Below are 22,587 nucleotides of genomic sequence, written 5' to 3' on the forward strand. Positions count from 1 at the left end.
ATCTGAAGGTTTGTTTAAATATTGCCAAAAAAGCCGGAGATGGAAATGAAAGTTGTTGAAGTTAAACACCCTCTAGTAAAACACAAAATTGGTCTAATGCGAGAAGGTGACATCAGCACAAAGCGTTTTCGTGAGTTAGCGACAGAAGTCGGTAGCCTACTTACTTACGAAGCGACTGCAGACTTTGAAACAGAGAAAGTAACCATTGAAGGTTGGAATGGTCCTGTAGAAGTTGATCAAATCAAGGGTAAAAAAGTAACTGTAGTGCCAATCCTGCGTGCAGGTCTAGGTATGATGGATGGCGTTCTTGAGCACATGCCAAGCGCACGTATCAGTGTTGTAGGTATCTACCGTGATGAAGAAACACTTGAGCCAGTACCATACTTTAATAAGCTTGCTTCTAACATCGATGAGCGTATCGCTCTAGTTGTTGACCCAATGCTTGCTACAGGTGGTTCTATGATCGCAACAATCGATCTTCTAAAAGAGAAAGGTTGTCAGGCAATCAAAGTTCTTGTTCTTGTAGCGGCTCCTGAAGGTATCGAAGCACTAGAGAAAGCGCACCCAGACGTAGAGCTATACACAGCAGCAATCGATGAGAAGCTAAACGACAAAGGCTACATCGTTCCTGGTCTTGGTGATGCTGGTGATAAGATCTTCGGTACTAAATAATCTGAGCTTAATGCTTAATTATTACTGAACTGACAAAATAAAGGCTTGGTGCAAACCAAGCCTTTTTTGTATCTACTTATTTCGAAACTAGTGACGAGATGTGAGAAGCGAGAGTAAGTCGTGCGACTTATATCGATAGAGCCACACAGAGGACTACTTCGCGCTTTCTTCTTCCATCTGTGCGTTATCTACCACGTGATTTTCACCAAGGTCGTGTGGCAGCACTAGATTAAGAATGATTGCCACGATACCACACAGGCTCACACCTTGTAGGCTGAACTCGCCAATACCGAAAGCCATGCCACCGATACCAAATACTAGCGTTACCGCAACGATCACTAGGTTACGAGACTTGTGCAGATCAACGTTGTTCTTGATAAGCGTGTTTAGACCTACAGTCGCGATAGAACCGAAAAGTAGAATCATGATACCGCCCATGACCGGAACAGGGATCGTTTGTAGAATGGCTCCGAGCTTACCAACTAAGGCAAGTACGATTGCCGTGATTGCCGCCCATGTCATGATCACTGGGTTGAATGCTTTCGTTAGCATTACCGCACCCGTAACTTCACTGTAAGTGGTGTTTGGTGGTGCGCCAACCATAGATGCGGCAATTGTTGCCACCCCGTCACCTGCGATGGTGCGGTGCAGACCCGGTTTCTTCAGGTAGTTTTTACCGGTTACGTTTGAAATCGCTAGCATGTCACCCACGTGCTCTACTGCTGGAGCGATAGCCACTGGGATCATGAATAAGATAGCGTTGATGTTGAACTCTGGTGCTGTGAAGTTTGGCATTGCTAGCCACGCTGCTTGAGCGACAGGAGTGAAATCCACTACGCCATAGAAGAGTGATACGGTGTAACCCGCTAAGATACCGCCAACGATAGGAACCAGCTTTAGGAAACCTTTCGCAAATACACTCAGTGCTATCGTTGTTAGCAGCGATACTGCTGAGATAATCACGGCGGCATCACCGTTGATCAGCTGAATTGCACCATCACCTGTTTTGCCTACTGCCATGTTTACTGCCGTTGGTGCTAGACCTAGGCCGATCACCATGATTACAGGGCCAACAACCACTGGCGGAAGAATTTTATGAATAAAGCCAACACCGCGGACTTTGATCATTGCACCAAGGCCGACGTAAACCAAACCTGCTGCCATTAAGCCACCCATCGTTGCACCGATACCCCAAGTTTGGATACCAAACATGATAGGTGCAATAAACGCAAAAGAAGAGGCAAGGAAGATTGGGACAGAACGTTTAGTAATTAGTTGGAAAAGAAGAGTACCGACACCAGCACCAAACAGAGCGACGTTTGGATCTAGGCCAGTAAGAAGTGGTACCAGTACGAGAGCACCAAAAGCGACAAAGAGCATCTGAGCGCCTTGTAACGCATTTTTCATAATAATTCCCTATTCAAAGATACGCAGACAAATCCGGCGAATCTTATCATCTAGCAATCGATTGCAATGTTGTCTAGATCAAACTTTTGTATGGATTTATAAGGTCAGCGAATAGTTTATATCGGTTTTACGTAATAAGTTGGTCAGAATATCGACAACATACTCAGTACCCTTCTTGCTCAAGAAATGATAGTTGCTTATCATGCGGGTTCTTGTTTAGAGGATTATGAAAACTATGCGCTATTTAGCTCTCCTACTGATAGGTTGGTTGTCCCTGCCTGTGCATGCTCTTACTCAGGTAGATGTCTACCGTGCAGAAGTTGCTATAGACAGTAATCAGAAAGATGGTGAGTCTCTTGCTCGTCAACAAGGAATGAAAGATGTCATCGTCAGAGCGACGGGCAGTCAATCTTCTATTAACAATCCAGTTATCCAAAAAGCGGTAGGCTCGAGCGCTCGCTATATCTCTCAGCTAAGTTATGGCCAACTTGATGGGCAAACAAGCCTTAAGATGTTGTTTAATAGTAGCCAAGTTCGCTCACTACTTACTCAAGCCCAACTTCCTTTATGGTCCCCAAACCGAGCAAATATCTTAGTGTGGATGGTGGAAGAGCAGGGCTACGATCGTACGATTACGTGGGAACATTCAGACTCAGTGAACGCGGTAGCTCTTCGTAAAGCAGCGGAGGTTCGTGGTCTACCTATTACTATGCCTGTGGGTGATTTTGATGACGTGACTGGTGTGAACGTCTCAGATCTTTGGGGTGACTTTGTCGGACCAATCAGCCAAGCAAGTCAACGCTATCCTGTAGATGCGGTACTGGTTATGCGTGTTCAAGGCGATAAGATTCGTTGGACGCTGTACGATCAATCACCAGCTCAGCTATCTGAATCAAAACAATCGCCACGTAGTGGATCTGCATCTGGTGCAAATGGGATTCCTGCGATGATCGGTGGAATTGCTGATTACTATGCGAAGAAGAGTGCGGTTGTGGTTTCAAGCAAGTCCTCTAAAGCAATTGATGTGAAGGTGTTGAATGTAGAGTCAGCGATGGACTTCTTCGATCTAGAGAATGCCTTAACCAAACTGAATTCGGTAGCAGGTACGGAAATCAAGCGTGTGCAAGGAAACCAAGTAACGTTAACGATTCACCTGTTAGCCTCTCAAGAAGCGTTTGAGCAAGAGGCGTCTTCAATTCGCCCGTTAGTGATAACAGAAGAACCAATGGTGAGTATGGAAGAAGCTACACCAGTACAACTGCCTGAAGAACCTGCTCAACCAGCACAATTGCCAGTGGAGACGCAAGAAGGTCAAGCTGCAGATGTGGTGGAACTGGATACGGCTACTGAGGTAACTCAACCAGAGCAACCAGTCATTGTTCAGCCAGCACCAGTGCAGTATGATTTGATTTATAAATGGAACGCGCCTGTTCGTACGCAAGCAGAGCCCGAAGAGCAAGAGTCAGAAATTGCACCAGTACTAGAAACTGATGTGGTGGAAGACTTAAGCTAAGCTCTACGTTCACCCAAAGCTGAATACAAAAAGAGTCGCCCAGTGCGACTCTTTTTTATTGTTTATTTTTCATTGCTGAGGATGCAACGAGAGAGCTTGAGCTTCAAAGCGAGCTACTTATGGAATTTAGCTTTCTCTTCCTTCTCAACTTGAGATAGGCGTTTTAGTTTCAAGCCTAATTCTTTGCCACGTGCTCGTGCAAATAAGATGTTACCAGCGAAACCTAACGAAGTGAGCATTAACTCTACGGCAGCTAGCCATCGTTCGCCATCATCCACATATAAAATAGTGAGTGCATGGAGAAAGTAGAGCATTAATACAAAGTTAGCCCACGCGTGCGTATAAGGCTTACCTGCAAGAATACCTGGAAGCGGCAGGAGCAGAGGAATACACCACGCAACTGCCAGTGTTGTGCTGCTCAGATGAGGGTGAGGGGAAAGTGCTAATTGCCAAATCGCGACCCAACCTAACAACGCCAAATTGCCGAATAGCGCCATGTAGCGATAGGTTTGGGTTCGTGTGCTGAGAGGTGGTTGGTCAATAATATCAGACATCGATTTACTTATCCTTGAGCTTACTGACTTCCTTTGAGCTTTTGTGCTGCGGTAGCCAGTCGTTTTCCTAATTGTTGTGCGAGACGAATCTCTTCTGCTGTAAGACTTGGTTCGTGTCCTACACTGCTTGCCCCGTAAGGCGTTCCACCGGATTGCGTGGTGTGCAGTTCAGGCTCTGAGTAAGGGATACCTAACACCATCATGCCGTGATGCAAAAGAGGGGTCATCATGCTTTGTAGAGTCGTCTCTTGACCACCGTGCATTGAAGATGATGAGGTAAACACACAGGCTGGCTTATCGATAAGGTCACCATTCACCCACAAAGGTGTCGTTTGATCCCAAAAGTGCTTAAGCGGCGCTGCCATATTACCAAACCAGACTGGGCTGCCAAACGCGAGGCCATCGCAATGCTTCAGTTCATCTAGAGTAACAATTGGATCAGAAGGGGTATGTGAGTGAGGTGACAATTCTTCAACTGTACGCAAAATCGCTTCGCAATGAGGAGTCGATTCGACCCCTCTTGCTATCTGTCTTGCCAGCTGTTTTGTTGAGCCATGACGGCTGAAATACAAAATGAGGATCTGGCAATCCATTTATAGAATTTCCAACACTTGCTCTGGTGGACGACCGATCTTCGCTTTACCGTTGGCAACCACTACAGGACGCTCAAACAGTTTAGGATTTTGCGCCATCGCTTCGAAAAGCTGCTCATCTGAGACTGATGCCTCACCTAACGCAAGCTCTTTGTAAATGTCTTCTTTTGTGCGCATCATCTCGCGTACAGAAGAGAAACCAAGTTGAGCGTAAAGTGCTTTCAGTTGTTCAACATTAAGCGGTGTATCAAGGTATTTGACCACTTCCGGTGTCACACCATTTTGCTCTAGCAGTTCTAGAGTTTGACGGCTCTTTGAGCAACGAGGGTTGTGATAAATCACGACTGACATGGTTTTCTCCATTTCGTTATTGTAATGCCATGAATCGATCTCTTTGGATCATCAGTTGGTCGATACGTGCGTCGTATCGAGCTTGTTTCAAACTTCCCAGTTCGGCAATTTTACTTGCTTCACTATAATATTGAATTGCTTTGTTCCAATTCGCGCGCAATGCAAAAATTTCTGCACGCGAAGCTAAATCTTCATCGCTGTTCCCCAAGGCAATGTTACCTTTGGAGAGCAGGTGCCAACCATTGGTATCTTCTGGGTTATCATGTGTATAGCGCTGCAGTATTTTAATTGCTTCTTTGTCTTTACCTGCTTCAAGCAAAGCGTTTGCATAGTTGATGGTGAGAACTTTATTGTGCGGCGATCGTTTTAGCGCTTTTGATAACATATCAATCGCTTTTTCTGGGTGCTTCTGAGCAATATATAAATCGGTCATCGCATCAAGATAAAAAGGGTTAGATGGGTCTTGCTTGAGTAATTTGTTAAGCAATACTTCGGCTTTGTCTAAGCGCTTATTATCTAGGTGGACAAGCGCTTTTCCATATTCAAATGTAGGAATCAAATCTGCCGTTGCTTTCTTCTGTGTACGTTCAAACCATCCCATAGCAGCTTCGCCGTCTATACCCGCGTGGCGAGCCACAATGCGTGCTCTAGTAAGATGATAATCGAGCGATGGCATAACTCGCATTGGAGGGTAGGCTTGTGCTCGAGCCCTAGAGTCGGTGATTCGGTCTTCAGGTAATGGGTGAGTTAGTAACATCGGTGGTGGTTTACTTGCATAACGATACTCATCTGCAAGTCGACCAAAAAAACGTGGCATTGCTTGGACGTCAAACCCAGCTTTCGCCAGCGTTGAGATTCCGAAACGATCCGCTTCTTTCTCGTTAGAACGCGTGTAGTTTATCTGGCTCTGCATATTCCCTGCGGTAGCTGCGGTAATCGCTGCCATACCTGCTTCTGGCGCTGCAATCGCAATGAGCAGTGCACCTGCCAAAGCAGCTAGCGTTGCCGGAGAGCGTCGAGCTTGTTCTTCCATGCTTCGTGCAAGGTGACGTTGTGTTACGTGCGCAATCTCGTGAGCAACCACCGATGCGAGCTCACTCTCCGTTCGAGCGTGTAAAAATAGCCCTGAGTGCAGGGCAACGTAACCACCAAAGAAGGCAAAAGCGTTGATATTGCGATCACGGATCATGAAAAAGTGGAACGGTGTTTTTACATCATTCGCATTAGCGACCAGTCGGTGTCCTAGCGTATCAATATACTCGTTGATCACAGGATCACTAACGATCGGACTGCTGGCTCTGAGCATACGCATGTAAGCGTCACCATAAATCAACTCTTGATCTATCGTCAGAGTGCCACCGGCTGCGGTACCAATATCAGGGAGGTCGAAACTATTGGCGTAAATAGGCGTTGGTGTACTTAATGCAGCAGCAAGGCATAAACAAACTAGCGAGCGAGTGCGTTTTAACATACGGTTTAAAGATTCTCCAAAATACCGAAACATGGGTTGGGAGCTGAGTTCCTCTCTGCAACGCCACCATGTTTTATGGTCATCCGTGTCGGATGAATATGCTAGCAATAAGACCGAAGATAAACGAATTGGTTTCGTAAATTGTCACACACATAACTTTTAATTGTTAATTAGAAGTCATTGTCGTTTAGGCTTAAATCACTAGCACCAGCTCAAAAAGCCGTTACAATACAACCCTATCATAAGTGCAGAGCAATACAATGGAATCCATGTTACTTGATTTGCGTGAGCAACGCTGCCCTATGGCGCTGTTACTTGCTAAACGTCACGCTGCTGAAGTATTTCAGGGAGAATCTTCCCAGTATCAACAGCTTGTGATTCAAGTTGTGGATAATAGCTCTAAACGAGACATAGTGACGTATTTACGCAATCAAGGGTATGAAGTGCAGTGTCACGCATTACCAGAGTACTTCACTTTGACCGTATTTAATAAGGAATCATCATAAGATGCTTGAGATGATAAGTCGTTGGTATAAGCGACGTTTTTCAGACCCACATGCCGTGAGCCTAGTCGCGATTTTATTGTTCGGCTTTATCACTATTTATTTTTTCGGGCACTTAATTGCACCATTCCTGGTTGCGATCGTTCTTGCATATCTCCTTGAATGGCCTGTCACACAAATGTGCCGTTTTGGTATTCCGCGAACCTTTTCAGTTGTCACGGTGATACTTGTCTTTATCGGTTTGATGCTCATTGCGGTTTTCGGATTGGTACCGACTATTTGGACTCAGGTTGGTAACCTAATCAATGATATTCCGAACATGTATACAGGGTTGCAGAAGTTCATCTCCACATTACCGGAGCGTTACCCAGAGCTAGCAAACTTGCAAATTGTTGAGACGGTTGTAACCAACGCTAAAAACCAAGCAATCGGCTTAGGTGAAAGTGTTGTGAAGGGCTCACTTGCGTCACTTGTGAGCATTGCAACCTTAGCGGTTTACTTGATCCTTGTACCTCTATTAGTTTTCTTCTTGTTAAAGGACAAAGAAGAGATGATGAGAATGGCCAGTGGCATCCTGCCAAAGAATCGTAAGTTGGCGAATAAAGTCTGGCACGAGATGAATGAACAGATCTCGAATTACATTCGCGGTAAAGTGCTAGAAATTCTTATTGTCGGTGGAGTGAGCTACGTTACGTTTGCGGTTTTAGACCTGCGTTATTCTGCATTGTTAGCGGTAGCGGTTGGGCTATCGGTTCTGATCCCATACATCGGTGCGGCAGCGGTCACTGTGCCCGTTGCGATTGTTGGTTTGTTCCAGTGGGGATTATCTCCACAGTTTTACTGGTTGCTGGTGGCGTACGGTATTATTCAGGCGCTTGATGGCAACGTTTTAGTTCCGGTACTATTTTCCGAAGCGGTGAACCTTCACCCAGTAGCAATTATTGTTGCGGTATTGGTGTTTGGTGGTTTATGGGGCTTCTGGGGCGTATTCTTTGCAATTCCTTTGGCGACACTTGTCAAAGCCGTGTGGAACGCACTGCCAAGTACAGAAGAAAGCGAACCAATACAAGAATAGAAATCGAATCCAATAAAAAGCCCAGCGATTGCTGGGCTTTTTGATGTTTGATCGAAAGCTAGGCTTACGCGTTTTCTTTCAAGTAGTTCACAACCACTTCGTGATGGTCTTTGGTTTTGAACTTGTTGAACACGTGTTCGATCACACCTTCCTCGTTGATTAGGAAGCTAATGCGGTGAAGACCATCGTAAACTTTACCCATGAACTTTTTCTCGCCCCACACACCGAACTGGTCAGCAGCTGTATGGTCTTCGTCAGACAGTAGTGTGAAGTTTAGTTCGTCACGCTCGATGAATTTACCAAGTCGTTTCACTGGGTCGATACTTACGCCCAATACTACAACGTTGTGTGCGTCTAGCTCTGCTTTTACATCACGCAGACCTTTTGCCTGAGTGGTACAGCCCGGTGTCATCGCTTTCGGGTAGAAGTAAAACAGAACTTTCTTACCTTTAAAATCATCGAGAGTAACAGTGTTACCGTCTTGGTCGAGCAAAGAGAAGGCTGGCGCTGGCGTGCCTGCTGTCAGCGTATTCATTGTTATGTCCTTTACTTATTTATAGATTGTTTTTTATGAAATTCAGAGAACCTTGTACGTTGAGCGTGTTACAAAGTTCATCGAAATCTTCTTGAAGCTGCATAAGGTTACAGTCGGCTTGGACAGACGCTGTAATTGCAATATGGAATTGGTCAGCATCTAGTTGAACTTTAGACTTACTAATAGTTTGAGCGCTTAGTGAGTTAAGACCAATGTTTTGATCGGCAAAAAACTGGGTGAACTTTTCCGTCAAACCCATTCGGTCTTCTGATTCGATGAAGACCTCAAGATCATATGAGTTGTCTAATAACTCATGTGCGGATGTTCGCTTCATGATAGTGATAAGGTCATGCTCTTGCCCGAGTAGAGGTAATTGCGTTTCGACTCGAGTGATATTGTTGGTGTTGCCTGTCAACAGCATGATCAATGTAAATTCATTACCAAAGATAGCGATTCGGCTATCAGCGATGTTACAGCCAGCTTGTGTGACCAGTTTGACTACTTGATTACAAATGCCTGGGCGATCCGTTCCAACTGCTGTAAGTACCAGATGTTGCGTCATATATGAGCTTCTTGTCCTTTCTTCAATAGAGTGATGTTAGCACAGATAAGCATTAGAAATGTCGAGTTGGTTCCTTTTTTAGGCGCGACTGTTTGCTTTGTAAGCGAAATATTATCGTCTACTTTCTGGACGAGATAATTTCACTTAACTCTGACGTGACGAAGAAAACTGCGAGTATATTCCGCGGGCTAAATAGGTGCCGATCCCATAGGGGATAAAGGCTGCAACGGTTATCGTTGAAGCTCGAGAATTGAGCGAACCCCCAGAGTTAAGCAAAAGAATCTTGCTAAACCTCTAACAACTGATAATTATTCATTCATTTGTACTTTGTAAGCGTCTATACACACTTGTGTTTGTTAATCGCATTACAGTACCATGCAGAAAGAGTTAAATGAGGGAGATAGACATGTTTTCAGGAAGTATCGTAGCGTTGATCACGCCATTTAAGCCAGATGGTGAAGTAGATTTCGATGGTCTGCAAAAGCTGGTTGAGTATCACGTTGAGGCGGGTACTGACGGTATTGTTGCGGTAGGCACAACGGGAGAGTCTTCGACTCTAACGATTGAAGAGCATGTGAAGGTCGTAAATAAAACGGTAGAGTTTGCCGACGGTCGCATCCCAGTGATTGCAGGCACAGGTGCAAATGCAACTCATGAGGCAGTCACATTCAGTAAGTTACTTGCAGATTCAGGTATTACAGGCTTCTTAAGTGTTACGCCTTATTACAATAAGCCAACTCAAGAAGGTTTGTTCCAACATTACAAAGCGATCTCTGAAGCAAGTGATGTACCTCTAATTTTATACAATGTACCTGGGCGTACAGCGGTAGATTTGTTGCCTGAGACAGTGGCACGCTTGTCAAAGCTTGATAATATCGTCGCATTGAAAGACGCGACGGGTGATTTGAACCGAATTGCACTTCACCGTGAACTTTGTGGCGAAGATTTTATCTTACTAAGTGGTGATGATGCGACTGGCTTAGAGTTTGTGAAGCTGGGCGGTCATGGTGTTATCTCTGTAACGAATAATATCGCTGCGAAAGACATGGCAGATATGTTCCACTTAGCAAGAGACGGTAAGTTTGAAGAGGCTGAAGTAATCAACCAGCGTTTGATGACTTTGCACAAGAACTTATTTATCGAATCAAGCCCTATCCCGGTAAAATGGGCAGCCACTAAGCTAGGCTTGATCGGTGACGGCAGTTTGCGTCTTCCTTTGACACCACTTTCTGAAAAGTCGCAGCCGATTTTGGAACAGGCGCTAACAGACGCCGGTATTTACTAGGATTGAAGTATAACTGAGGGCGAGAGCTCTCAGTTTTTAGGAGTATAGATGAAGCTTTCTAGCCAGTTAGTGATGAGTTCACTGGCTGTTTTTGTATTGACTGCCTGTTCAGGTGGTGCCAACCAGCGTCGTCAAGCAAAAGATGACTTCGAATATTTGAATACTGAGTCGTTATCAGAATGGAATATGCCTGCCGATGCTCAGCCTCAGTTTTATCCAAACTATGACATTCCTCAGGGCAATTTTGAGGGTGGCATTGGTAAGGCTGTTGATATTCGTCCCCCACAAGAAGTGCTAGAGCTGATCCCAGGTGCGCGCTTGGAACGTAGCAATGGTGAGGTTACCCTATGGTTACTTCGCAAAGACGAGCTCGATCTTGTTTGGCAAACCGTCCAAAATATGATTTCGACAAATCAGATTCCAGTAGAGAAACAGAGCGAAAACCTAATTGAAACGGGTTGGGTGACTTGGAATTCAGCCGATGAAGATATGGAAATCGGCAGTCGCTACGATATTTCTCGTTTTGAAGCTAACAACCGCTTTGGATTTAAAGTTAACTTGGTTGATTGGCGAGAAGGCGAGCAGGTTAAGGAAGTCTCACGCACTAATCGTGAACGTTACAATGTGTTGATGACCAACTTGGTTACAGCTCGTTACGATCAACAAGTTCGTGAAGACGCACAGAAAAAAGCACAGGAATTAGTAAAACAAATTCCAATTACGATGGGAACCGATCGTAGTGGTCTGCCTGTTATTATCGCTCGTGCACAGTACAACGTATTATGGCAACGATTGCCTGAGTTACTTCCAAAAATTGGCTTCACGATTGAAAGTCGTAGTCAATCACAAGGTACAGTTGAAGCAAGATATGCATCACCTGATGACGCATTTTGGAATGATATTGGTGTGAAACCAATCGATTTAGACGCAGGTAAATATACTTTCCTATTTGGTGACCTAGGAAACCGAACGTCGATTAATGTTACCAATTCGTCGGGCAAGCCTGTCGAAGCAGAGTTTTTGAAGTCATTAGCTCCAGTTTTAGCTGCAGTCGCGAAGCAATAGCTCGAACAAAGAAAAGGGACCTGAAGGTCCCTTTTTTATTTCTGTCCACAACGTGCGAATTCAACGAGATTCATCGTTTTCTTTCTTTTGGTCTCCGTAACGTTGTTTATCAAGTTCGTTCAACTTGTCTAAATCGTTCTTACGGCCCTTATCCATCTGACCAAACTTCATTTTTGCGGTGTACTTTAACGCAGCTATATTACCAACCACTATGCTGACCACTATGATGATAATGACCCAAGGGTTGGTTAGTATTTCTATCATAGAGCCTCCGGCAGAGTGATATTGTGAATGAATTTGGTAGTGACCTTATCCAAATTATTCAATATGACGTCAATCCCTGCAATGCTGTCGATCTGATTTTGCTCAATTAACTGCTTTCTCAGTACTTCAGGTGTCAGATGAGCCAAGCATTGTTGCCCAACCGATTTATGACTGATGTGCCAAGGTTCAATAGCCACACCTCCCAAATCTTGTTGGTAAGGGAAGAAGAAGCCAAAGCTATCTAGGTTGGCTTCTAACCATTGATAGAAAGTTAGCTGATGACCTTCGAAGTATTCCCACGGCTCTAGCTGTAATTGCGTTTCTGGCGGCAACAAGTTACGCGCATAGACATCAAAATCACACCCCCAATGATGGCGACTGCCACCGGGTAGGGCAGACCAACGTAGAATCGCCATTAGCTTTTCTTCATCACTGAGTATCGCTTTTTCTAAAAGCTGAGAGTGGGAATCTAAGATCTTTAAGTCACCAGAAAACTTACCGTTCCAAATGGCTTTTTGACGGTGAAAGTCGCGAAAGCCACTGGCAATTTCCATCTTAAAGCCAGCCTCGGTTGCGGCTTCAATCATCTTCAACAAATCATCGACGACTTCTGGGTGAAGCATAAACGCCTTTTGCCCCACCAACGTGGATTGAAGATGCGAATCGGTGATTCCGGTAAGTTGCTCTGGTGTCATGGGGTTCTCGTTAAATACTACGTGTTCGATGTAAAATCTATTTTGCTAGCAGGTGCTTCAGAGTGTTTTCGTACATGTCGGTCAATTTCTCTAGGTCATCGACTTTCACGCACTCGTTTACTTTATGAATCGTCGCGTTAACTGGCCCAAGCTCAACCACTTGACCGCCCATACGCGCGATAAAGCGACCATCAGACGTACCGCCAGTTGTGAGAAGTGCGGGCTTAGTACTGTTTACGTCGTCAACTGCAGCAACCACTGCGTCTAGCAATGCGCCAGTATCCGTTAAGAACGGGTCGCCATTGAATGTCCATTTTAGATCGTAATCTAAGTCATGCTTATCCAGCGTTTCAGTCACACGTTGAACAATCACTTCGTTGCTCAATTCAGTACTGAAACGAAGGTTAAATTGAACGTTAAACTCGCCTGGAATCACATTAGACGCGCCAGTACCAGCTGAAACGTTCGGGATCTGGAAACTTGTCGGTGGGAAGTAGTCGTTCCCTTGGTCCCATTCAGTGGTGGCTAACTCGTGGATTGCCAATAGAGATTGATGAACCGGGTTGTTAGCAAGATGAGGGTAGGCAACGTGGCCTTGTGTTCCGTGTACGGTTAGGTCACCAGTGATTGAACCACGACGGCCATTTTTGACTACGTCACCAACCACTTCAGTACTTGAAGGTTCACCAACGATACACATATCGATGTTTTCACCGCGCTCCATCAAGGTTTCAACGACGCGAACGGTGCCGTTGATGAATGGGCCTTCTTCGTCAGAGGTGATCAAAAAGCCAATTGAGCCTTTGTGGTCTGGGTTATCTGCAATAAAGCGTTCAACTGCCACCACCATACAAGCGAGTGAGCCTTTCATGTCAGCAGCGCCACGACCGTGAAGGTAGCCATCTACAATCGTTGGTTCAAATGGCGGCGTATCCCATTGCTCTAGCTTACCTGCTGGCACGACATCAGTGTGGCCTGCAAAAGCAAACAGGGGAGCTTGTGTGCCTCGGCGAGCCCAGAAGTTTGTTGTGTCTTCAAACACCATCACTTCGATTTCAAAACCAAGCGCTTTTAATCGCTCGATCATCACTTCCTGACAGCCTGCATCTTCAGGCGTTACAGACTGGCGGCTGATCAGGTCTTTAGCGAGTGCCAGTACTGGACTGTCTGTCATCCTTGATTATTCCTTTAATTAAGAGTTAAAAATGGTCGCGTATTGGTCTGCTTTGAAACCAATATGAAGTTGGTCTTCAACTTTCAAGATGGGGCGCTTAATCATCGCTGGGTTTTCAATTAACAGCGCGATCGCGTTTTCTTCGTTAAGAGAATCTTTTTGTTCTTGAGTCAATTGACGGAAAGTTGTACCACGTTTGTTTAGTACTTGCTCCCAACCTAGTGCATTACAAAATTCAGTAACCATTGCTGCATCGACACCTTGCTTGCGGTAGTCATGAAAATCAAATGCAATGCTTTCCGCTTCAAGCCATTTCTTCGCTTTTTTAATCGTGTCGCAGTTTGGGATGCCGAACATGGTGATCGTCATAATGTGTCCTTTTGAGTCTTACTTTCTTCTTTCCGAGCCAATTACTTGAATGTGGCTTATTTATTCATTGAGTTGTTAACGCATCCTACCAAGAAGCAACGAAACTGACAAAATGATGAGATGAATAATTTACTTCTTGAAAAAAATAAGGCAGAAATTGCTGGGAAAGGGCGAGTTATTGATCAACCTCAACAAATTACTGTGCAAAAAAGAAATAATGAATCAGCACAATTTTAGGAGGTGTCAATGGAATTGAGTCCTGTTTTTGCAAGGCGGCTGTATTTAGCCTTACTGGTCGAAAGTCTAGAAAGGCCAAATGTGCCTAGGTTAATCGAAAAAACGGGGTGGCCTCGTCGTACAATTCAAGATGTACTTAAGGCTTTACCGGGGATCGGCATTGAACTGATTTTTGTTCAAGATGGCCGACGTCACAATGACGGTTATTACCAGCTTTCTGACTGGGGGCCTTTTGATAGTCAATGGGTTCTTGAGCGAGAGAAAGATATCGCTACTAGTCTTGGATTTCGTGCATAAGCCAGCAACAGCTGGCTTTTTTGTATCTAAACAATCTTATCTATTTTGGCACTGATATGCAGTCCCTAAGACGCTAAATGAAGTGGTAAAGTCTTGCGGTGATATCATATAAACCGTATCGGCATTGAGTTTTGCCGCATTGTTTTTAAGATCGATCATCGCGCCTTGCATCATGGCGTCATTGGTAAAGAACAGGTAACTGTACCAGTGACCTTCACTGCCGGTGAGCTCACCTAAATACTCGCATTGCTCAGGGTTAAATTGGTTGTCGATGCGAATTTCCACGTCAAAGCTTGTTTCACTTGGCAAGGTTGAGGGTGCAGAGCAGCCTGTTAATGCCAATGCGATGCACCCTATCATCACATAATGTCGCATATTATTTCCCCATCACGATGTAAGCGGCAAAACCAATCCAGCTCAGTACCAATAATGCCCAAGGTAATACGGCAGGTTTGCTCGTTGGCGCTTCAATACTTGCTGATTCTTGTTCAACTACGTCATCGAGTTGACGCTGTTTTTCTCTCTGTTGCTTTTTCTTTGCTTTATCGGCTTGTCGATTGCGTTCTTTCTGTTGTTTCTTGTACTGAGCAATGCCTTTTTCAATCCCTTGAGCGATCAGTTTAGTCTGCTCTTTGGTCTGACCAGGCTTTTGGGTTGATTTAGCTATTTTCATCGCTTCAGTTTGGGTTTCTTGAGAAGGAACGGGTGCTGTTGTGTTTTTCTTTTTCATGCTTTTTTATCGACGTCACTGTAAACCTTAACCTAGTTTACCTGCGTAAGATGACGAAATGAACTTTAGTTCTCATCTTTGCCGGGTTGCAACTCTTAAGCGATCGGTTAAAGTGGCGTTTTTATGAAACTAAGAAGACGATATTGTGCGTTACTCATTTGATCAGTACGACGCTCATGGATTTTTGAAAGCGCCAATTATGTTATGGCTAGGTTGGATGTTCCTAGCACGCTCTTGGGTGGTGTTTGCCATGGCAGGAGTAAGTAGAGACAGTGGTAGCAAGATATTAGCGATTGTTTACCCTGACTCTAATACGTTATATCTCGGCCTATCGATGGGTATTCCAAGCTTGTTACTGATGTGGCTGATGGGCTTGCGCCATCCGGATAGAGGCTGGGTGAATCAAATTACCCAACATGGTCGTGCTATGACTTTGATCTTGTGCGGTATTCAATTGGCTCAGACCATGTATCATGTCTACCTCGAACATGGTGTATTCAACTGGGCAAACGCGCTCACAATTACCCTGTTAACTTGGTTTATGATCTATCTTCTAAATGGAAGATGGGTGAAAGACTGCTTCAACGTGCCACAGATTGAGCACAAAGAAGAACAGCCATCAAAAAATTAAGAACAAAAATTTCCCGCACGGGGCTATAAAGAGGATATCTCAATGTCACAAGCTCAAACGGCGATTGTGCCTGAAGCAGGACCATTTGCACTTTACACTCAGTTAAAAGTGAACCAAAACCGTGAAAACGTACTGGCGAAACTGAAAGCGCTACCTGAGCTAGTAAATGAGCTAAATGCGAGCCAACCAGGTGCAGACCTAACGATTTCTATCGCATTCACTAAGTCTTTTTGGCAGCACCTAAACATGCAAATGCCAGAAGAGTTGATCGACTTCCCTGAGCTAGGTGAAGGCGACGTGATTGCGCCTGCATCTGATGTTGATGTACTGATTCACTGCCACTCAACTCGTCACGATTTGCACTTCTATGTACTGCGTAAATTCCTAGTGGATACAGCAGAAGATGTAACAGTCGTCGACGAAACTTACGGTTACCGTTACCTAGATGCTCGTGACATGACGGATTTCGTTGATGGCACAGAGAACCCGAAAGGTGATGCGCGTGCCGACGTTGCATTGATAAAAGACGGCGCTTTCGCTGGTGGTAGCTACGTAATGGTTCAACGCTTTGAGCACAACCTTCCTGCATGGAACCGTTTGAATGTCTCTGCTCAAGAGAAAGTGATTGGCCGTACTAAACCAGATTCTATTGAGCTAGAAGACGTTCCAGCTGCTTCTCATGTAGGTCGCGTAGACATTAAAGAAGAAGGTAAAGGTCTTAAGATCGTTCGCCACAGCTTGCCATACGGCACAGCGACTGGCGCACATGGTCTGCTGTTTATCTCTTACTGCAACACTATCCACAACATCAAAGTGATGCTTGAAAGCATGTACGGCGTGACGGATGGTAAGACAGACCAACTGCTTCGTTTCACTAAAGCGGTAACAGGTGCGTACTTCTTCGCTCCATCACAAGAAATGCTAGCGGAATTGGCGATTAAGTAATTCTTCGCTAACCCTCCAATGATTAAAAAGGCAGAGTGATCTGCCTTTTTTATTTCTTCTCATTCTTGCCTGATAAGACTAACTTACCGTCAGCGGCCTTTTGCCATCAATAGCGCCTTTCTCTAGTTCGTAAAGTGGGCTGGTGCTGTGGCTGCTCCAGCGATGATCTTCGCGTGATTTCTTACGATATTGCGTTGGTGTCACACCAATATAATTCTGAAAAGTCTCATAGAAACGGCTACTCGAGTTAAAACCTACCGTTAAGGCTATGTCCAATATTGTCCGGTCGGTATCACTCAGCAGCGCTCTGGCGTGGTTAATCCGCATCGCTGTTATGTATTGCTTGATGGTCATCTGCATGGTTCGTTGGAATACGTTCATCGCATAATTGGTATGCAGCCCAATGTGCTCTGCGATGTCTTTGATCGTAATCGGCTGGTTATGGTGGGTGGCAATGTATTCCAGCATCTGACTGACGTAAAACTGCGAGTGTTTGGAGACGCCTTTTTTGGTCGACTTCTCTTGTCGATTGATGACCAGTTGCTCCCAGCCATCAAGGCACATTCGCTTTAACATGAGTCCAATTTCATCGATCGCTAACTGTTGACGGCTTTCTGAAGGGTGACTAATTTCTCCAGCCCAACGCGCTAACTCAAATTCACTGACCAATGCATTTGAACTGGACTGCAATACGCAGCCGTGGGTGATCTGATTGACGAAGTCTCGGTTTAGCGTCCAAGACATAAAGTGGTGAATCGGAATATTGATGATCCCCATATTATGACTCTTGCCCGGGTCGGTAAGTCGATGAGGAACCGACGCCCAAAACAGGCCAATCGAGCCTGCTTTTACCACCACAGGGCTGCCGTTAATGATGTACTCGACATCATCGCCAAAAGGAATGTTTACCTCTACTTGTCCATGCCAGTGATAACCCGGCATAGAGTGGGGCGGCCTAAGCTCAATATCGATCTTTTCATAAGATGAGTACAACGACAGAGGGCTCACCGAGACATTGTCGGAGGAATATTTATCCTGAATGACCACTTTCAGTGCATCGGACTCTAACTTAGACATCACCCACCTCTTAGGAAACTGTATAACTTCCTTGTAGCAAATCTGCTAGAGCAAAACTCAGAACAGCCTCAAAAACACGGACTACTCCGTTTTATAAGATTTTATTATGTGACTTAAATCGTTGTGTCAGCTGGGCTCATCGTTAGGTTTTCTCTCTTTTATCCGTAATTTAAACAAAAATGTCCCATTTCCTAAGATTTAGAATTTTCTGATTTTAAATATTAGAAAACGGGAGAGTGATTGGTTTATCTGAGACGAATTCGGTCTTGCGACAGGTGTAACTTAAATGCATCGAAACAAAAGTATGAAAGCAAAAAGGATTCAACTATGAAAAGCCCTAAAATCACATTCATCGGTGCGGGTTCTACGATTTTTGTGAAGAACATTCTTGGTGATGTATTCCACAAACCGGCCTTCAAAGGGGCGCAAATTGCCCTGATGGATATTGATGAAATCCGCTTAGAGGAATCGCACCTTGTAGTGAGTAAGCTGATGGAATCATCGGGTGCTACGGGCACGATCACTTGCCACTTAAGCCAAAAAGAGGCACTGCAAGGCGCAGACTTTGTCGTCATCGCGTTCCAAATCGGTGGGTATGAGCCATGTACAGTGACGGACTTTGAGGTTTGTAAGCGTCACGGTTTGGAACAAACCATCGCTGACACGTTAGGCCCTGGCGGCATTATGCGTTCATTGCGCACTATTCCTCATCTGTGGAGCGTGTGTGAAGACATGACGGAAGTGTGCCCAAACGCCACCATGCTTAACTACGTCAACCCAATGGCGATGAACACTTGGGCAATGTACGAGAAATATCCGCATATCAAACAAGTGGGTTTGTGCCATTCAGTGCAAGGCACGGCGGAAGAGCTTGCTCGCGACCTTGATATCGAATATTCAGACCTTCGTTACACCTGTGCGGGCATTAACCACATGGCTTACTACCTGACGCTCGAAAAGAAAAATGAGCAAGGAGAGTATGTTGATATCTACCCTGATCTGCTGGAGGCATTTGAAGCTGGCAAAGCGCCGAAGCCGGGTCTGCACCACAATGGCCGTTGTACTAACTTAGTCCGCTACGAGATGTTTAAGAAGTTGGGTTACTTTGTGACTGAATCTTCAGAACATTTTTCTGAATACACACCATATTTCATCAAACCAAATCGCCCAGATTTGATTGAACGTTATAAAGTGCCATTGGATGAATATCCTAAACGCTGTGTAGAACAAATTGCTGACTGGAAAAAAGACCTCGAAGACTTCAAAAACGCGGATCAAATCACCGTCAAAGAGTCACATGAATACGCGAGTACCATCATGAACTCGATTTGGACAGGCACGCCGAGTGTTATCTACGGCAACGTGAAGAACGAAGCGTTAATTGACAACTTGCCACAAGGTTGTTGTGTGGAAGTGGCTTGTCTGGTGGACGCAAACGGCATTCAACCTATCAAAGCAGGACGCTTACCAAATCACTTGGCGGCATTAATGCAGACCAACATTAACGTTCAAACCCTGTTGACAGAAGCCATCTTGACGGAAAACCGCGATCGCATTTATCACGCAGCCATGCTTGACCCTCACACCGCTGCAGTACTCGGGTTAGAAGAGATTTATGCACTAGTCGATGACTTGATTGAGGCACATGAAGGCTGGTTGCCAGCGTGGGTGCATCAGTAAATCCAGAATCACAAAATCAATATCAATAAAAACGACAATAACGTGAATATACTGCGCCTTCTCGATGAGGAGGCGTAAGGAGCAACAAATGAGTATCTCTATGAATACCAAGCTAAGCTACGGCTTTGGCGCATTTGGTAAAGACTTCGCTATCACCATCGTTTACATGTATCTGATGTTCTACTACACCGATGTTGTTGGTATCTCGGCTGCCGCAGTGGGAACCATCTTTTTGGTGGCGCGTATTTGGGATGCGGTCAACGACCCGATTATGGGCTGGATCGTGAATAACACACGCTCTCGCTGGGGCAAATTTAAGCCTTGGATTTTGATCGGTACCATTACCAACTCGGTCGTGTTGTTGATGTTGTTTAGTGCGCATCACATCGAGGGACCATGGCTGCTTGCTTATGCTGCAGTGACTTACATTTTGTGGGGCATGACCTACACCTTAATGGATATCCCTTTCTGGTCACTGGTTCCAACACTGACACTAGACAAGCGCGAGCGTGAAGAGCTGGTTCCGTACCCTCGATTCTTCGCCAGTCTTGCATGGATTGTGACGGCAGCTATCGCAATGCCATTCGTGAACTATGTTGGCGGCGACGACAAAGGCTTTGGGTTCCAAGTGTTCGCACTGCTACTTATTGGTTGTTTCCTTGTCTCAACTTACATCACACTACGTAACGTTAAAGAGCGCTACTCGACGGACAAACTGGATACTTCAAAACCTGAAGAAAAAGTCTCACTGAAGAAACTCCTCTCTCTTATCTACAAAAATGACCAGTTAACGAGCGTGCTTTGTATGGCACTGTCATACAACTTGGCCACGAACATCATCACAGCCTTTGCGGTGTATTACTTCACCTATGTGGTCGGTAATGAGGAGCTTTTCCCTTACTACATGGCGTATGCTGGTATTGCTAATCTAATTACTCTGGTTCTTTTCCCTAAACTGGCTCAAATGTTTTCTCGTCGAGTTTTATGGGCGTGCGCATCGAGCTTCCCAATCTTAGGCAGTGCAGTCCTTATCTACGTTGGCATATACGACAAACAAAGCATCTTGCTGATCTCTACTGCGGGTGTGTTATTGCAGATCGGTACGGCGTTGTTCTGGGTGCTGAACGTCATTATGGTGGCGGATACGGTGGACTATGGTGAATACAAGCTAGGTTCACGCTGTGAGAGTATCGCGTACTCAGTTCAAACGCTGGTGGTGAAAGCGGGTTCTGCTTTTGCGGCCTTCTTCATCGGTATCGCGTTGACTGCGGTGGATTATGTACCGAACATGGAACAAAGCCCTGAAACCGTGTTTGGCATGCAATGCATCATGGTCGGCTTGCCTGCGTTCTTCTTTGCTATCGCTTTAGTTGTGTACTTCCGCTTCTACAAACTCAACGGCGCTTATCATCAGGAGATTCAAGATCATCTGACGGAGAAGTACGACCATATTACGACGCAAGAGACGCCAAAAGATCTTACGCGCAAACCTGCTGAGCCGGCAGAAGCACTCTAATCCTAAACAGTCAGCGTAAGCTTATTGTTTACGCTGACCTGTCCACACTACGAACCGCCGTTTTACTTCTCCATCTCTTTTCCAAAAAACACTAAACCTTTCTGAAATTTGGTCGATAAGTATCCAAAGCCTTAATTTCAGGACCAATATTTGTGGCGATCACCGTTAATACCAATGTGGCAGCACTTGTCGCACAGCGTCATTTGACCAGTGCAACCGACATGCTGAACCAATCCATGGAGCGTTTGTCTTCAGGGAAGCGTATTAACAGCGCAAAGGATGACGCTGCAGGTCTGCAAATCTCTAACCGCTTACAATCGCAAATGCGTGGTTTAGATGTTGCCGTGCGTAACGCGAACGACGGCATTTCCATCATGCAAACTGCGGAAGGCGCGATGAATGAGGTGACTAACATCATGCAGCGTATGCGTGATTTGTCGCTCCAGTCTGCTAACGGTTCAAACAGTAAAGCGGAACGAACTGCACTGCAAGAAGAAGTGACGGCACTCAACGATGAGCTAAATCGCATTGCCGAAACCACCTCTTTTGGTGGGCGAAAACTGCTGAATGGCAGCTTTGGTAAGTCGGCATTTCAAATTGGCGCAGCGTCAGGTGAAGCGGTGCAAGTTGAATTAAAGTCGATGCGCAGTGATGGTATTGATATGGGCGGCTTTAGTTACATTGCAAACGGACGCGCAAGTTCTGATTGGCACGTAAAAGATGGTGCGAATGATCTTAGCATGTCATTTACTAATCGCTTTGGGGAAACTGAAACCATTCAGATTAATGCCAAAGCTGGCGACGATATCGAAGAGCTTGCGACTTATATTAATGGTCAAACTGACAAAGTCACTGCATCTGTCAATGAAGAAGGTCAGTTACAACTATTTATGGCTGGAGAAGAAACTTCAGGTACTTTATCGTTCTCGGGGGATTTGGCGAATGAACTGGGGTTGCAGCTAAAAGGTTACGATGCGGTTGATAACATCGACATTACGTCTGTCGGTGGTGCTCAACAAGCGGTAGCTGTTCTTGATACTGCGATGAAGTACGTTGATAGCCACCGTGCCGAACTTGGTGCCTACCAAAACCGCTTTAGCCATGCGATTAATAATCTAGATAACATTCACGAAAATGTAGCAGCATCAAAAAGTCGTATTCAAGACACTGACTATGCGAAAGAAACCACTCAAATGGTGAAGCAACAAATCTTGCAACAGGTTAGTACGACGATTCTTGCTCAAGCAAAACAGGCGCCCAATTTAGCTCTTACCCTGCTAGGTTAATGAATTTAGATATCTAAATTCAGCGCAAAATCAGCCTGTATCGACAGTAATAAAAGAAGCTTTAGTGGAATTTTAAAGTTTTTTTGCTTTTTTATTTACT

General features: G+C 45.1%; 26 protein-coding genes. 12 read left to right on the forward strand and 14 right to left on the reverse strand.

Annotation, left to right across the window (positions count from 1 at the left end; translation table 11 throughout):
• Positions 1-45: 45 nt before the first annotated feature.
• Positions 46-672 (forward strand): uracil phosphoribosyltransferase, encoded by a 627-nt coding sequence (upp, locus tag BSZ04_RS12215; RefSeq protein WP_005445324.1) that lies wholly within the window; start codon positions 46-48, stop codon positions 670-672.
• 153 nt (positions 673-825) lie between these two features.
• Here the strand turns inward: upp and BSZ04_RS12220 are convergent, their stop codons facing one another.
• Positions 826-2,079, reverse strand: a complete 1,254-nt coding sequence (locus tag BSZ04_RS12220; RefSeq protein ID WP_038886630.1) for a uracil-xanthine permease family protein — start codon at positions 2,077-2,079, stop codon at positions 826-828.
• 235 nt (positions 2,080-2,314) lie between these two features.
• On the opposite strand from BSZ04_RS12220, the gene BSZ04_RS12225 reads away from it, so the two are divergent.
• Complete coding sequence (locus BSZ04_RS12225; protein WP_088881592.1) at positions 2,315-3,592, forward strand: DUF2066 domain-containing protein; 1,278 nt, start codon at positions 2,315-2,317, stop codon at positions 3,590-3,592.
• Between the two features lie 113 nt (positions 3,593-3,705).
• Here the strand turns inward: BSZ04_RS12225 and BSZ04_RS12230 are convergent, their stop codons facing one another.
• Genes BSZ04_RS12230 through bepA form a run of 4 tightly spaced genes read right to left on the reverse strand, consistent with a single transcriptional unit; the run spans position 3,706 to position 6,561 of the window.
• Positions 3,706-4,146: a DUF2069 domain-containing protein gene (locus BSZ04_RS12230; protein ID WP_010449678.1), complete on the reverse strand. Its 441-nt coding sequence runs from the start codon at positions 4,144-4,146 to the stop codon at positions 3,706-3,708.
• A 20-nt stretch (positions 4,147-4,166) separates the two neighbouring features.
• A complete protein-coding gene (wrbA, locus tag BSZ04_RS12235; RefSeq protein ID WP_010449676.1) occupies positions 4,167-4,739 on the reverse strand; it encodes an NAD(P)H:quinone oxidoreductase in 573 nt (190 codons plus the stop codon).
• A complete protein-coding gene (arsC, locus tag BSZ04_RS12240) occupies positions 4,740-5,090 on the reverse strand; it encodes an arsenate reductase (glutaredoxin) (RefSeq protein ID WP_005445333.1) in 351 nt (116 codons plus the stop codon).
• A gap of 16 nt (positions 5,091-5,106) precedes the next feature.
• Entirely contained in the window at positions 5,107-6,561 is a 1,455-nt protein-coding gene (gene bepA / locus BSZ04_RS12245) for a beta-barrel assembly-enhancing protease (protein ID WP_088880484.1), read from the reverse strand.
• A 269-nt stretch (positions 6,562-6,830) separates the two neighbouring features.
• Between bepA and BSZ04_RS12250 the strand changes: the two genes are divergently transcribed.
• Together BSZ04_RS12250 and BSZ04_RS12255 are read left to right on the forward strand one after the other, a co-directional pair.
• Positions 6,831-7,067 carry a sulfurtransferase TusA family protein gene (locus BSZ04_RS12250; protein WP_010449670.1) on the forward strand — a complete coding sequence of 79 codons (237 nt, stop codon included), beginning with the start codon at positions 6,831-6,833 and terminating at the stop codon, positions 7,065-7,067.
• 1 nt (position 7,068) lies between these two features.
• A complete protein-coding gene (locus BSZ04_RS12255; RefSeq protein ID WP_088880485.1) occupies positions 7,069-8,139 on the forward strand; it encodes an AI-2E family transporter in 1,071 nt (356 codons plus the stop codon).
• 64 nt (positions 8,140-8,203) lie between these two features.
• On the opposite strand, the gene bcp is transcribed toward BSZ04_RS12255, so the two are convergent.
• Together bcp and BSZ04_RS12265 are read right to left on the reverse strand one after the other, a co-directional pair.
• On the reverse strand, positions 8,204-8,674 hold the full coding sequence (bcp, locus tag BSZ04_RS12260; RefSeq protein ID WP_088880486.1) for a thioredoxin-dependent thiol peroxidase: 471 nt from the start codon (positions 8,672-8,674) through the stop codon (positions 8,204-8,206).
• A gap of 19 nt (positions 8,675-8,693) precedes the next feature.
• Entirely contained in the window at positions 8,694-9,236 is a 543-nt protein-coding gene (locus BSZ04_RS12265; protein ID WP_010449664.1) for a glycine cleavage system transcriptional repressor, read from the reverse strand.
• A 406-nt stretch (positions 9,237-9,642) separates the two neighbouring features.
• Between BSZ04_RS12265 and dapA the strand changes: the two genes are divergently transcribed.
• Positions 9,643-10,521 (forward strand): 4-hydroxy-tetrahydrodipicolinate synthase, encoded by an 879-nt coding sequence (dapA, locus tag BSZ04_RS12270; protein ID WP_010449663.1) that lies wholly within the window; start codon positions 9,643-9,645, stop codon positions 10,519-10,521.
• Positions 10,522-10,569: 48 nt separating this feature from the next.
• Positions 10,570-11,586 (forward strand): outer membrane protein assembly factor BamC, encoded by a 1,017-nt coding sequence (bamC, locus tag BSZ04_RS12275; RefSeq protein WP_045389980.1) that lies wholly within the window; start codon positions 10,570-10,572, stop codon positions 11,584-11,586.
• 60 nt (positions 11,587-11,646) lie between these two features.
• Here the strand turns inward: bamC and BSZ04_RS12280 are convergent, their stop codons facing one another.
• The 4 genes from BSZ04_RS12280 to BSZ04_RS12295 are packed head-to-tail and all read right to left on the reverse strand — an operon-like array spanning position 11,647 to position 14,088.
• A complete protein-coding gene (locus BSZ04_RS12280) occupies positions 11,647-11,850 on the reverse strand; it encodes a DUF2897 family protein (RefSeq protein WP_010449659.1) in 204 nt (67 codons plus the stop codon).
• On the reverse strand, positions 11,847-12,545 hold the full coding sequence (locus BSZ04_RS12285) for a M15 family metallopeptidase (RefSeq protein WP_088880487.1): 699 nt from the start codon (positions 12,543-12,545) through the stop codon (positions 11,847-11,849). Before BSZ04_RS12285 ends, BSZ04_RS12280 begins: the two co-directional genes overlap by 4 nt.
• Positions 12,546-12,582: 37 nt before the next feature.
• On the reverse strand, positions 12,583-13,719 hold the full coding sequence (dapE, locus tag BSZ04_RS12290; RefSeq protein ID WP_088880488.1) for a succinyl-diaminopimelate desuccinylase: 1,137 nt from the start codon (positions 13,717-13,719) through the stop codon (positions 12,583-12,585).
• Between the two features lie 18 nt (positions 13,720-13,737).
• Positions 13,738-14,088 carry an ArsC family reductase gene (locus BSZ04_RS12295; RefSeq protein WP_088880489.1) on the reverse strand — a complete coding sequence of 117 codons (351 nt, stop codon included), beginning with the start codon at positions 14,086-14,088 and terminating at the stop codon, positions 13,738-13,740.
• Positions 14,089-14,334: 246 nt separating this feature from the next.
• On the opposite strand from BSZ04_RS12295, the gene BSZ04_RS12300 reads away from it, so the two are divergent.
• Positions 14,335-14,622 carry a winged helix-turn-helix domain-containing protein gene (locus BSZ04_RS12300; RefSeq protein WP_010449652.1) on the forward strand — a complete coding sequence of 96 codons (288 nt, stop codon included), beginning with the start codon at positions 14,335-14,337 and terminating at the stop codon, positions 14,620-14,622.
• Between the two features lie 36 nt (positions 14,623-14,658).
• On the opposite strand, the gene BSZ04_RS12305 is transcribed toward BSZ04_RS12300, so the two are convergent.
• Entirely contained in the window at positions 14,659-14,997 is a 339-nt protein-coding gene (locus BSZ04_RS12305; RefSeq protein WP_088880490.1) for a DUF4156 domain-containing protein, read from the reverse strand.
• Between the two features lies 1 nt (position 14,998).
• On the reverse strand, positions 14,999-15,352 hold the full coding sequence (locus BSZ04_RS12310; protein WP_010449649.1) for a DUF2956 domain-containing protein: 354 nt from the start codon (positions 15,350-15,352) through the stop codon (positions 14,999-15,001).
• Positions 15,353-15,497: 145 nt separating this feature from the next.
• Here BSZ04_RS12310 and BSZ04_RS12315 point away from each other — a divergent pair, with 145 nt between their 5' ends.
• Both BSZ04_RS12315 and BSZ04_RS12320 read left to right on the forward strand, forming a co-directional pair.
• Positions 15,498-15,983: a DUF2919 domain-containing protein gene (locus BSZ04_RS12315; RefSeq protein WP_038886646.1), complete on the forward strand. Its 486-nt coding sequence runs from the start codon at positions 15,498-15,500 to the stop codon at positions 15,981-15,983.
• A gap of 42 nt (positions 15,984-16,025) precedes the next feature.
• On the forward strand, positions 16,026-16,928 hold the full coding sequence (locus BSZ04_RS12320) for a Dyp-type peroxidase (RefSeq protein WP_010449646.1): 903 nt from the start codon (positions 16,026-16,028) through the stop codon (positions 16,926-16,928).
• 78 nt (positions 16,929-17,006) lie between these two features.
• On the opposite strand, the gene melR is transcribed toward BSZ04_RS12320, so the two are convergent.
• Positions 17,007-18,005 carry a transcriptional regulator MelR gene (gene melR / locus BSZ04_RS12325; RefSeq protein WP_088880491.1) on the reverse strand — a complete coding sequence of 333 codons (999 nt, stop codon included), beginning with the start codon at positions 18,003-18,005 and terminating at the stop codon, positions 17,007-17,009.
• A 327-nt stretch (positions 18,006-18,332) separates the two neighbouring features.
• On the opposite strand from melR, the gene melA reads away from it, so the two are divergent.
• From melA to BSZ04_RS12340, 3 genes are all read left to right on the forward strand, one after another.
• Positions 18,333-19,685: an alpha-glucosidase/alpha-galactosidase gene (melA, locus tag BSZ04_RS12330; RefSeq protein WP_088880492.1), complete on the forward strand. Its 1,353-nt coding sequence runs from the start codon at positions 18,333-18,335 to the stop codon at positions 19,683-19,685.
• 88 nt (positions 19,686-19,773) lie between these two features.
• Entirely contained in the window at positions 19,774-21,201 is a 1,428-nt protein-coding gene (gene melB, locus BSZ04_RS12335) for a melibiose:sodium transporter MelB (protein ID WP_088880493.1), read from the forward strand.
• Between the two features lie 152 nt (positions 21,202-21,353).
• Positions 21,354-22,487, forward strand: coding sequence for a flagellin (locus BSZ04_RS12340; RefSeq protein ID WP_010449644.1), 1,134 nt, complete (start codon positions 21,354-21,356; stop codon positions 22,485-22,487).
• Positions 22,488-22,587 lie beyond the last annotated feature (100 nt).

Source organism: Vibrio rotiferianus (assembly GCF_002214395.1).
GTDB lineage: Bacteria > Pseudomonadota > Gammaproteobacteria > Enterobacterales > Vibrionaceae > Vibrio > Vibrio rotiferianus.

Bases quoted from the DNA above. Each gene is read 5' to 3' on its own strand.
- BSZ04_RS12295 (WP_088880489.1), bottom strand. From the start codon at position 14,088: ATGACGATCACCATGTTCGGCATCCCAAACTGCGACACGATTAAAAAA.
- dapE (WP_088880488.1), bottom strand. From the start codon at position 13,719: ATGACAGACAGTCCAGTACTGGCACTCGCTAAAGACCTGATCAGCCGC.
- BSZ04_RS12320 (WP_010449646.1), top strand. From the start codon at position 16,026: ATGTCACAAGCTCAAACGGCGATTGTGCCTGAAGCAGGACCATTTGCA.
- BSZ04_RS12265 (WP_010449664.1), bottom strand. From the start codon at position 9,236: ATGACGCAACATCTGGTACTTACAGCAGTTGGAACGGATCGCCCAGGC.
- bcp (WP_088880486.1), bottom strand. From the start codon at position 8,674: ATGAATACGCTGACAGCAGGCACGCCAGCGCCAGCCTTCTCTTTGCTC.
- BSZ04_RS12230 (WP_010449678.1), bottom strand. From the start codon at position 4,146: ATGTCTGATATTATTGACCAACCACCTCTCAGCACACGAACCCAAACC.
- melR (WP_088880491.1), bottom strand. From the start codon at position 18,005: ATGTCTAAGTTAGAGTCCGATGCACTGAAAGTGGTCATTCAGGATAAA.
- bamC (WP_045389980.1), top strand. From the start codon at position 10,570: ATGAAGCTTTCTAGCCAGTTAGTGATGAGTTCACTGGCTGTTTTTGTA.
- melA (WP_088880492.1), top strand. From the start codon at position 18,333: ATGAAAAGCCCTAAAATCACATTCATCGGTGCGGGTTCTACGATTTTT.
- BSZ04_RS12220 (WP_038886630.1), bottom strand. From the start codon at position 2,079: ATGAAAAATGCGTTACAAGGCGCTCAGATGCTCTTTGTCGCTTTTGGT.
- BSZ04_RS12255 (WP_088880485.1), top strand. From the start codon at position 7,069: ATGCTTGAGATGATAAGTCGTTGGTATAAGCGACGTTTTTCAGACCCA.
- BSZ04_RS12285 (WP_088880487.1), bottom strand. From the start codon at position 12,545: ATGACACCAGAGCAACTTACCGGAATCACCGATTCGCATCTTCAATCC.
- upp (WP_005445324.1), top strand. From the start codon at position 46: ATGAAAGTTGTTGAAGTTAAACACCCTCTAGTAAAACACAAAATTGGT.
- BSZ04_RS12305 (WP_088880490.1), bottom strand. From the start codon at position 14,997: ATGCGACATTATGTGATGATAGGGTGCATCGCATTGGCATTAACAGGC.
- BSZ04_RS12310 (WP_010449649.1), bottom strand. From the start codon at position 15,352: ATGAAAAAGAAAAACACAACAGCACCCGTTCCTTCTCAAGAAACCCAA.
- arsC (WP_005445333.1), bottom strand. From the start codon at position 5,090: ATGTCAGTCGTGATTTATCACAACCCTCGTTGCTCAAAGAGCCGTCAA.
- BSZ04_RS12250 (WP_010449670.1), top strand. From the start codon at position 6,831: ATGTTACTTGATTTGCGTGAGCAACGCTGCCCTATGGCGCTGTTACTT.
- BSZ04_RS12300 (WP_010449652.1), top strand. From the start codon at position 14,335: ATGGAATTGAGTCCTGTTTTTGCAAGGCGGCTGTATTTAGCCTTACTG.
- BSZ04_RS12225 (WP_088881592.1), top strand. From the start codon at position 2,315: ATGCGCTATTTAGCTCTCCTACTGATAGGTTGGTTGTCCCTGCCTGTG.
- melB (WP_088880493.1), top strand. From the start codon at position 19,774: ATGAGTATCTCTATGAATACCAAGCTAAGCTACGGCTTTGGCGCATTT.
- bepA (WP_088880484.1), bottom strand. From the start codon at position 6,561: ATGTTAAAACGCACTCGCTCGCTAGTTTGTTTATGCCTTGCTGCTGCA.
- dapA (WP_010449663.1), top strand. From the start codon at position 9,643: ATGTTTTCAGGAAGTATCGTAGCGTTGATCACGCCATTTAAGCCAGAT.
- BSZ04_RS12280 (WP_010449659.1), bottom strand. From the start codon at position 11,850: ATGATAGAAATACTAACCAACCCTTGGGTCATTATCATCATAGTGGTC.
- wrbA (WP_010449676.1), bottom strand. From the start codon at position 4,739: ATGGATTGCCAGATCCTCATTTTGTATTTCAGCCGTCATGGCTCAACA.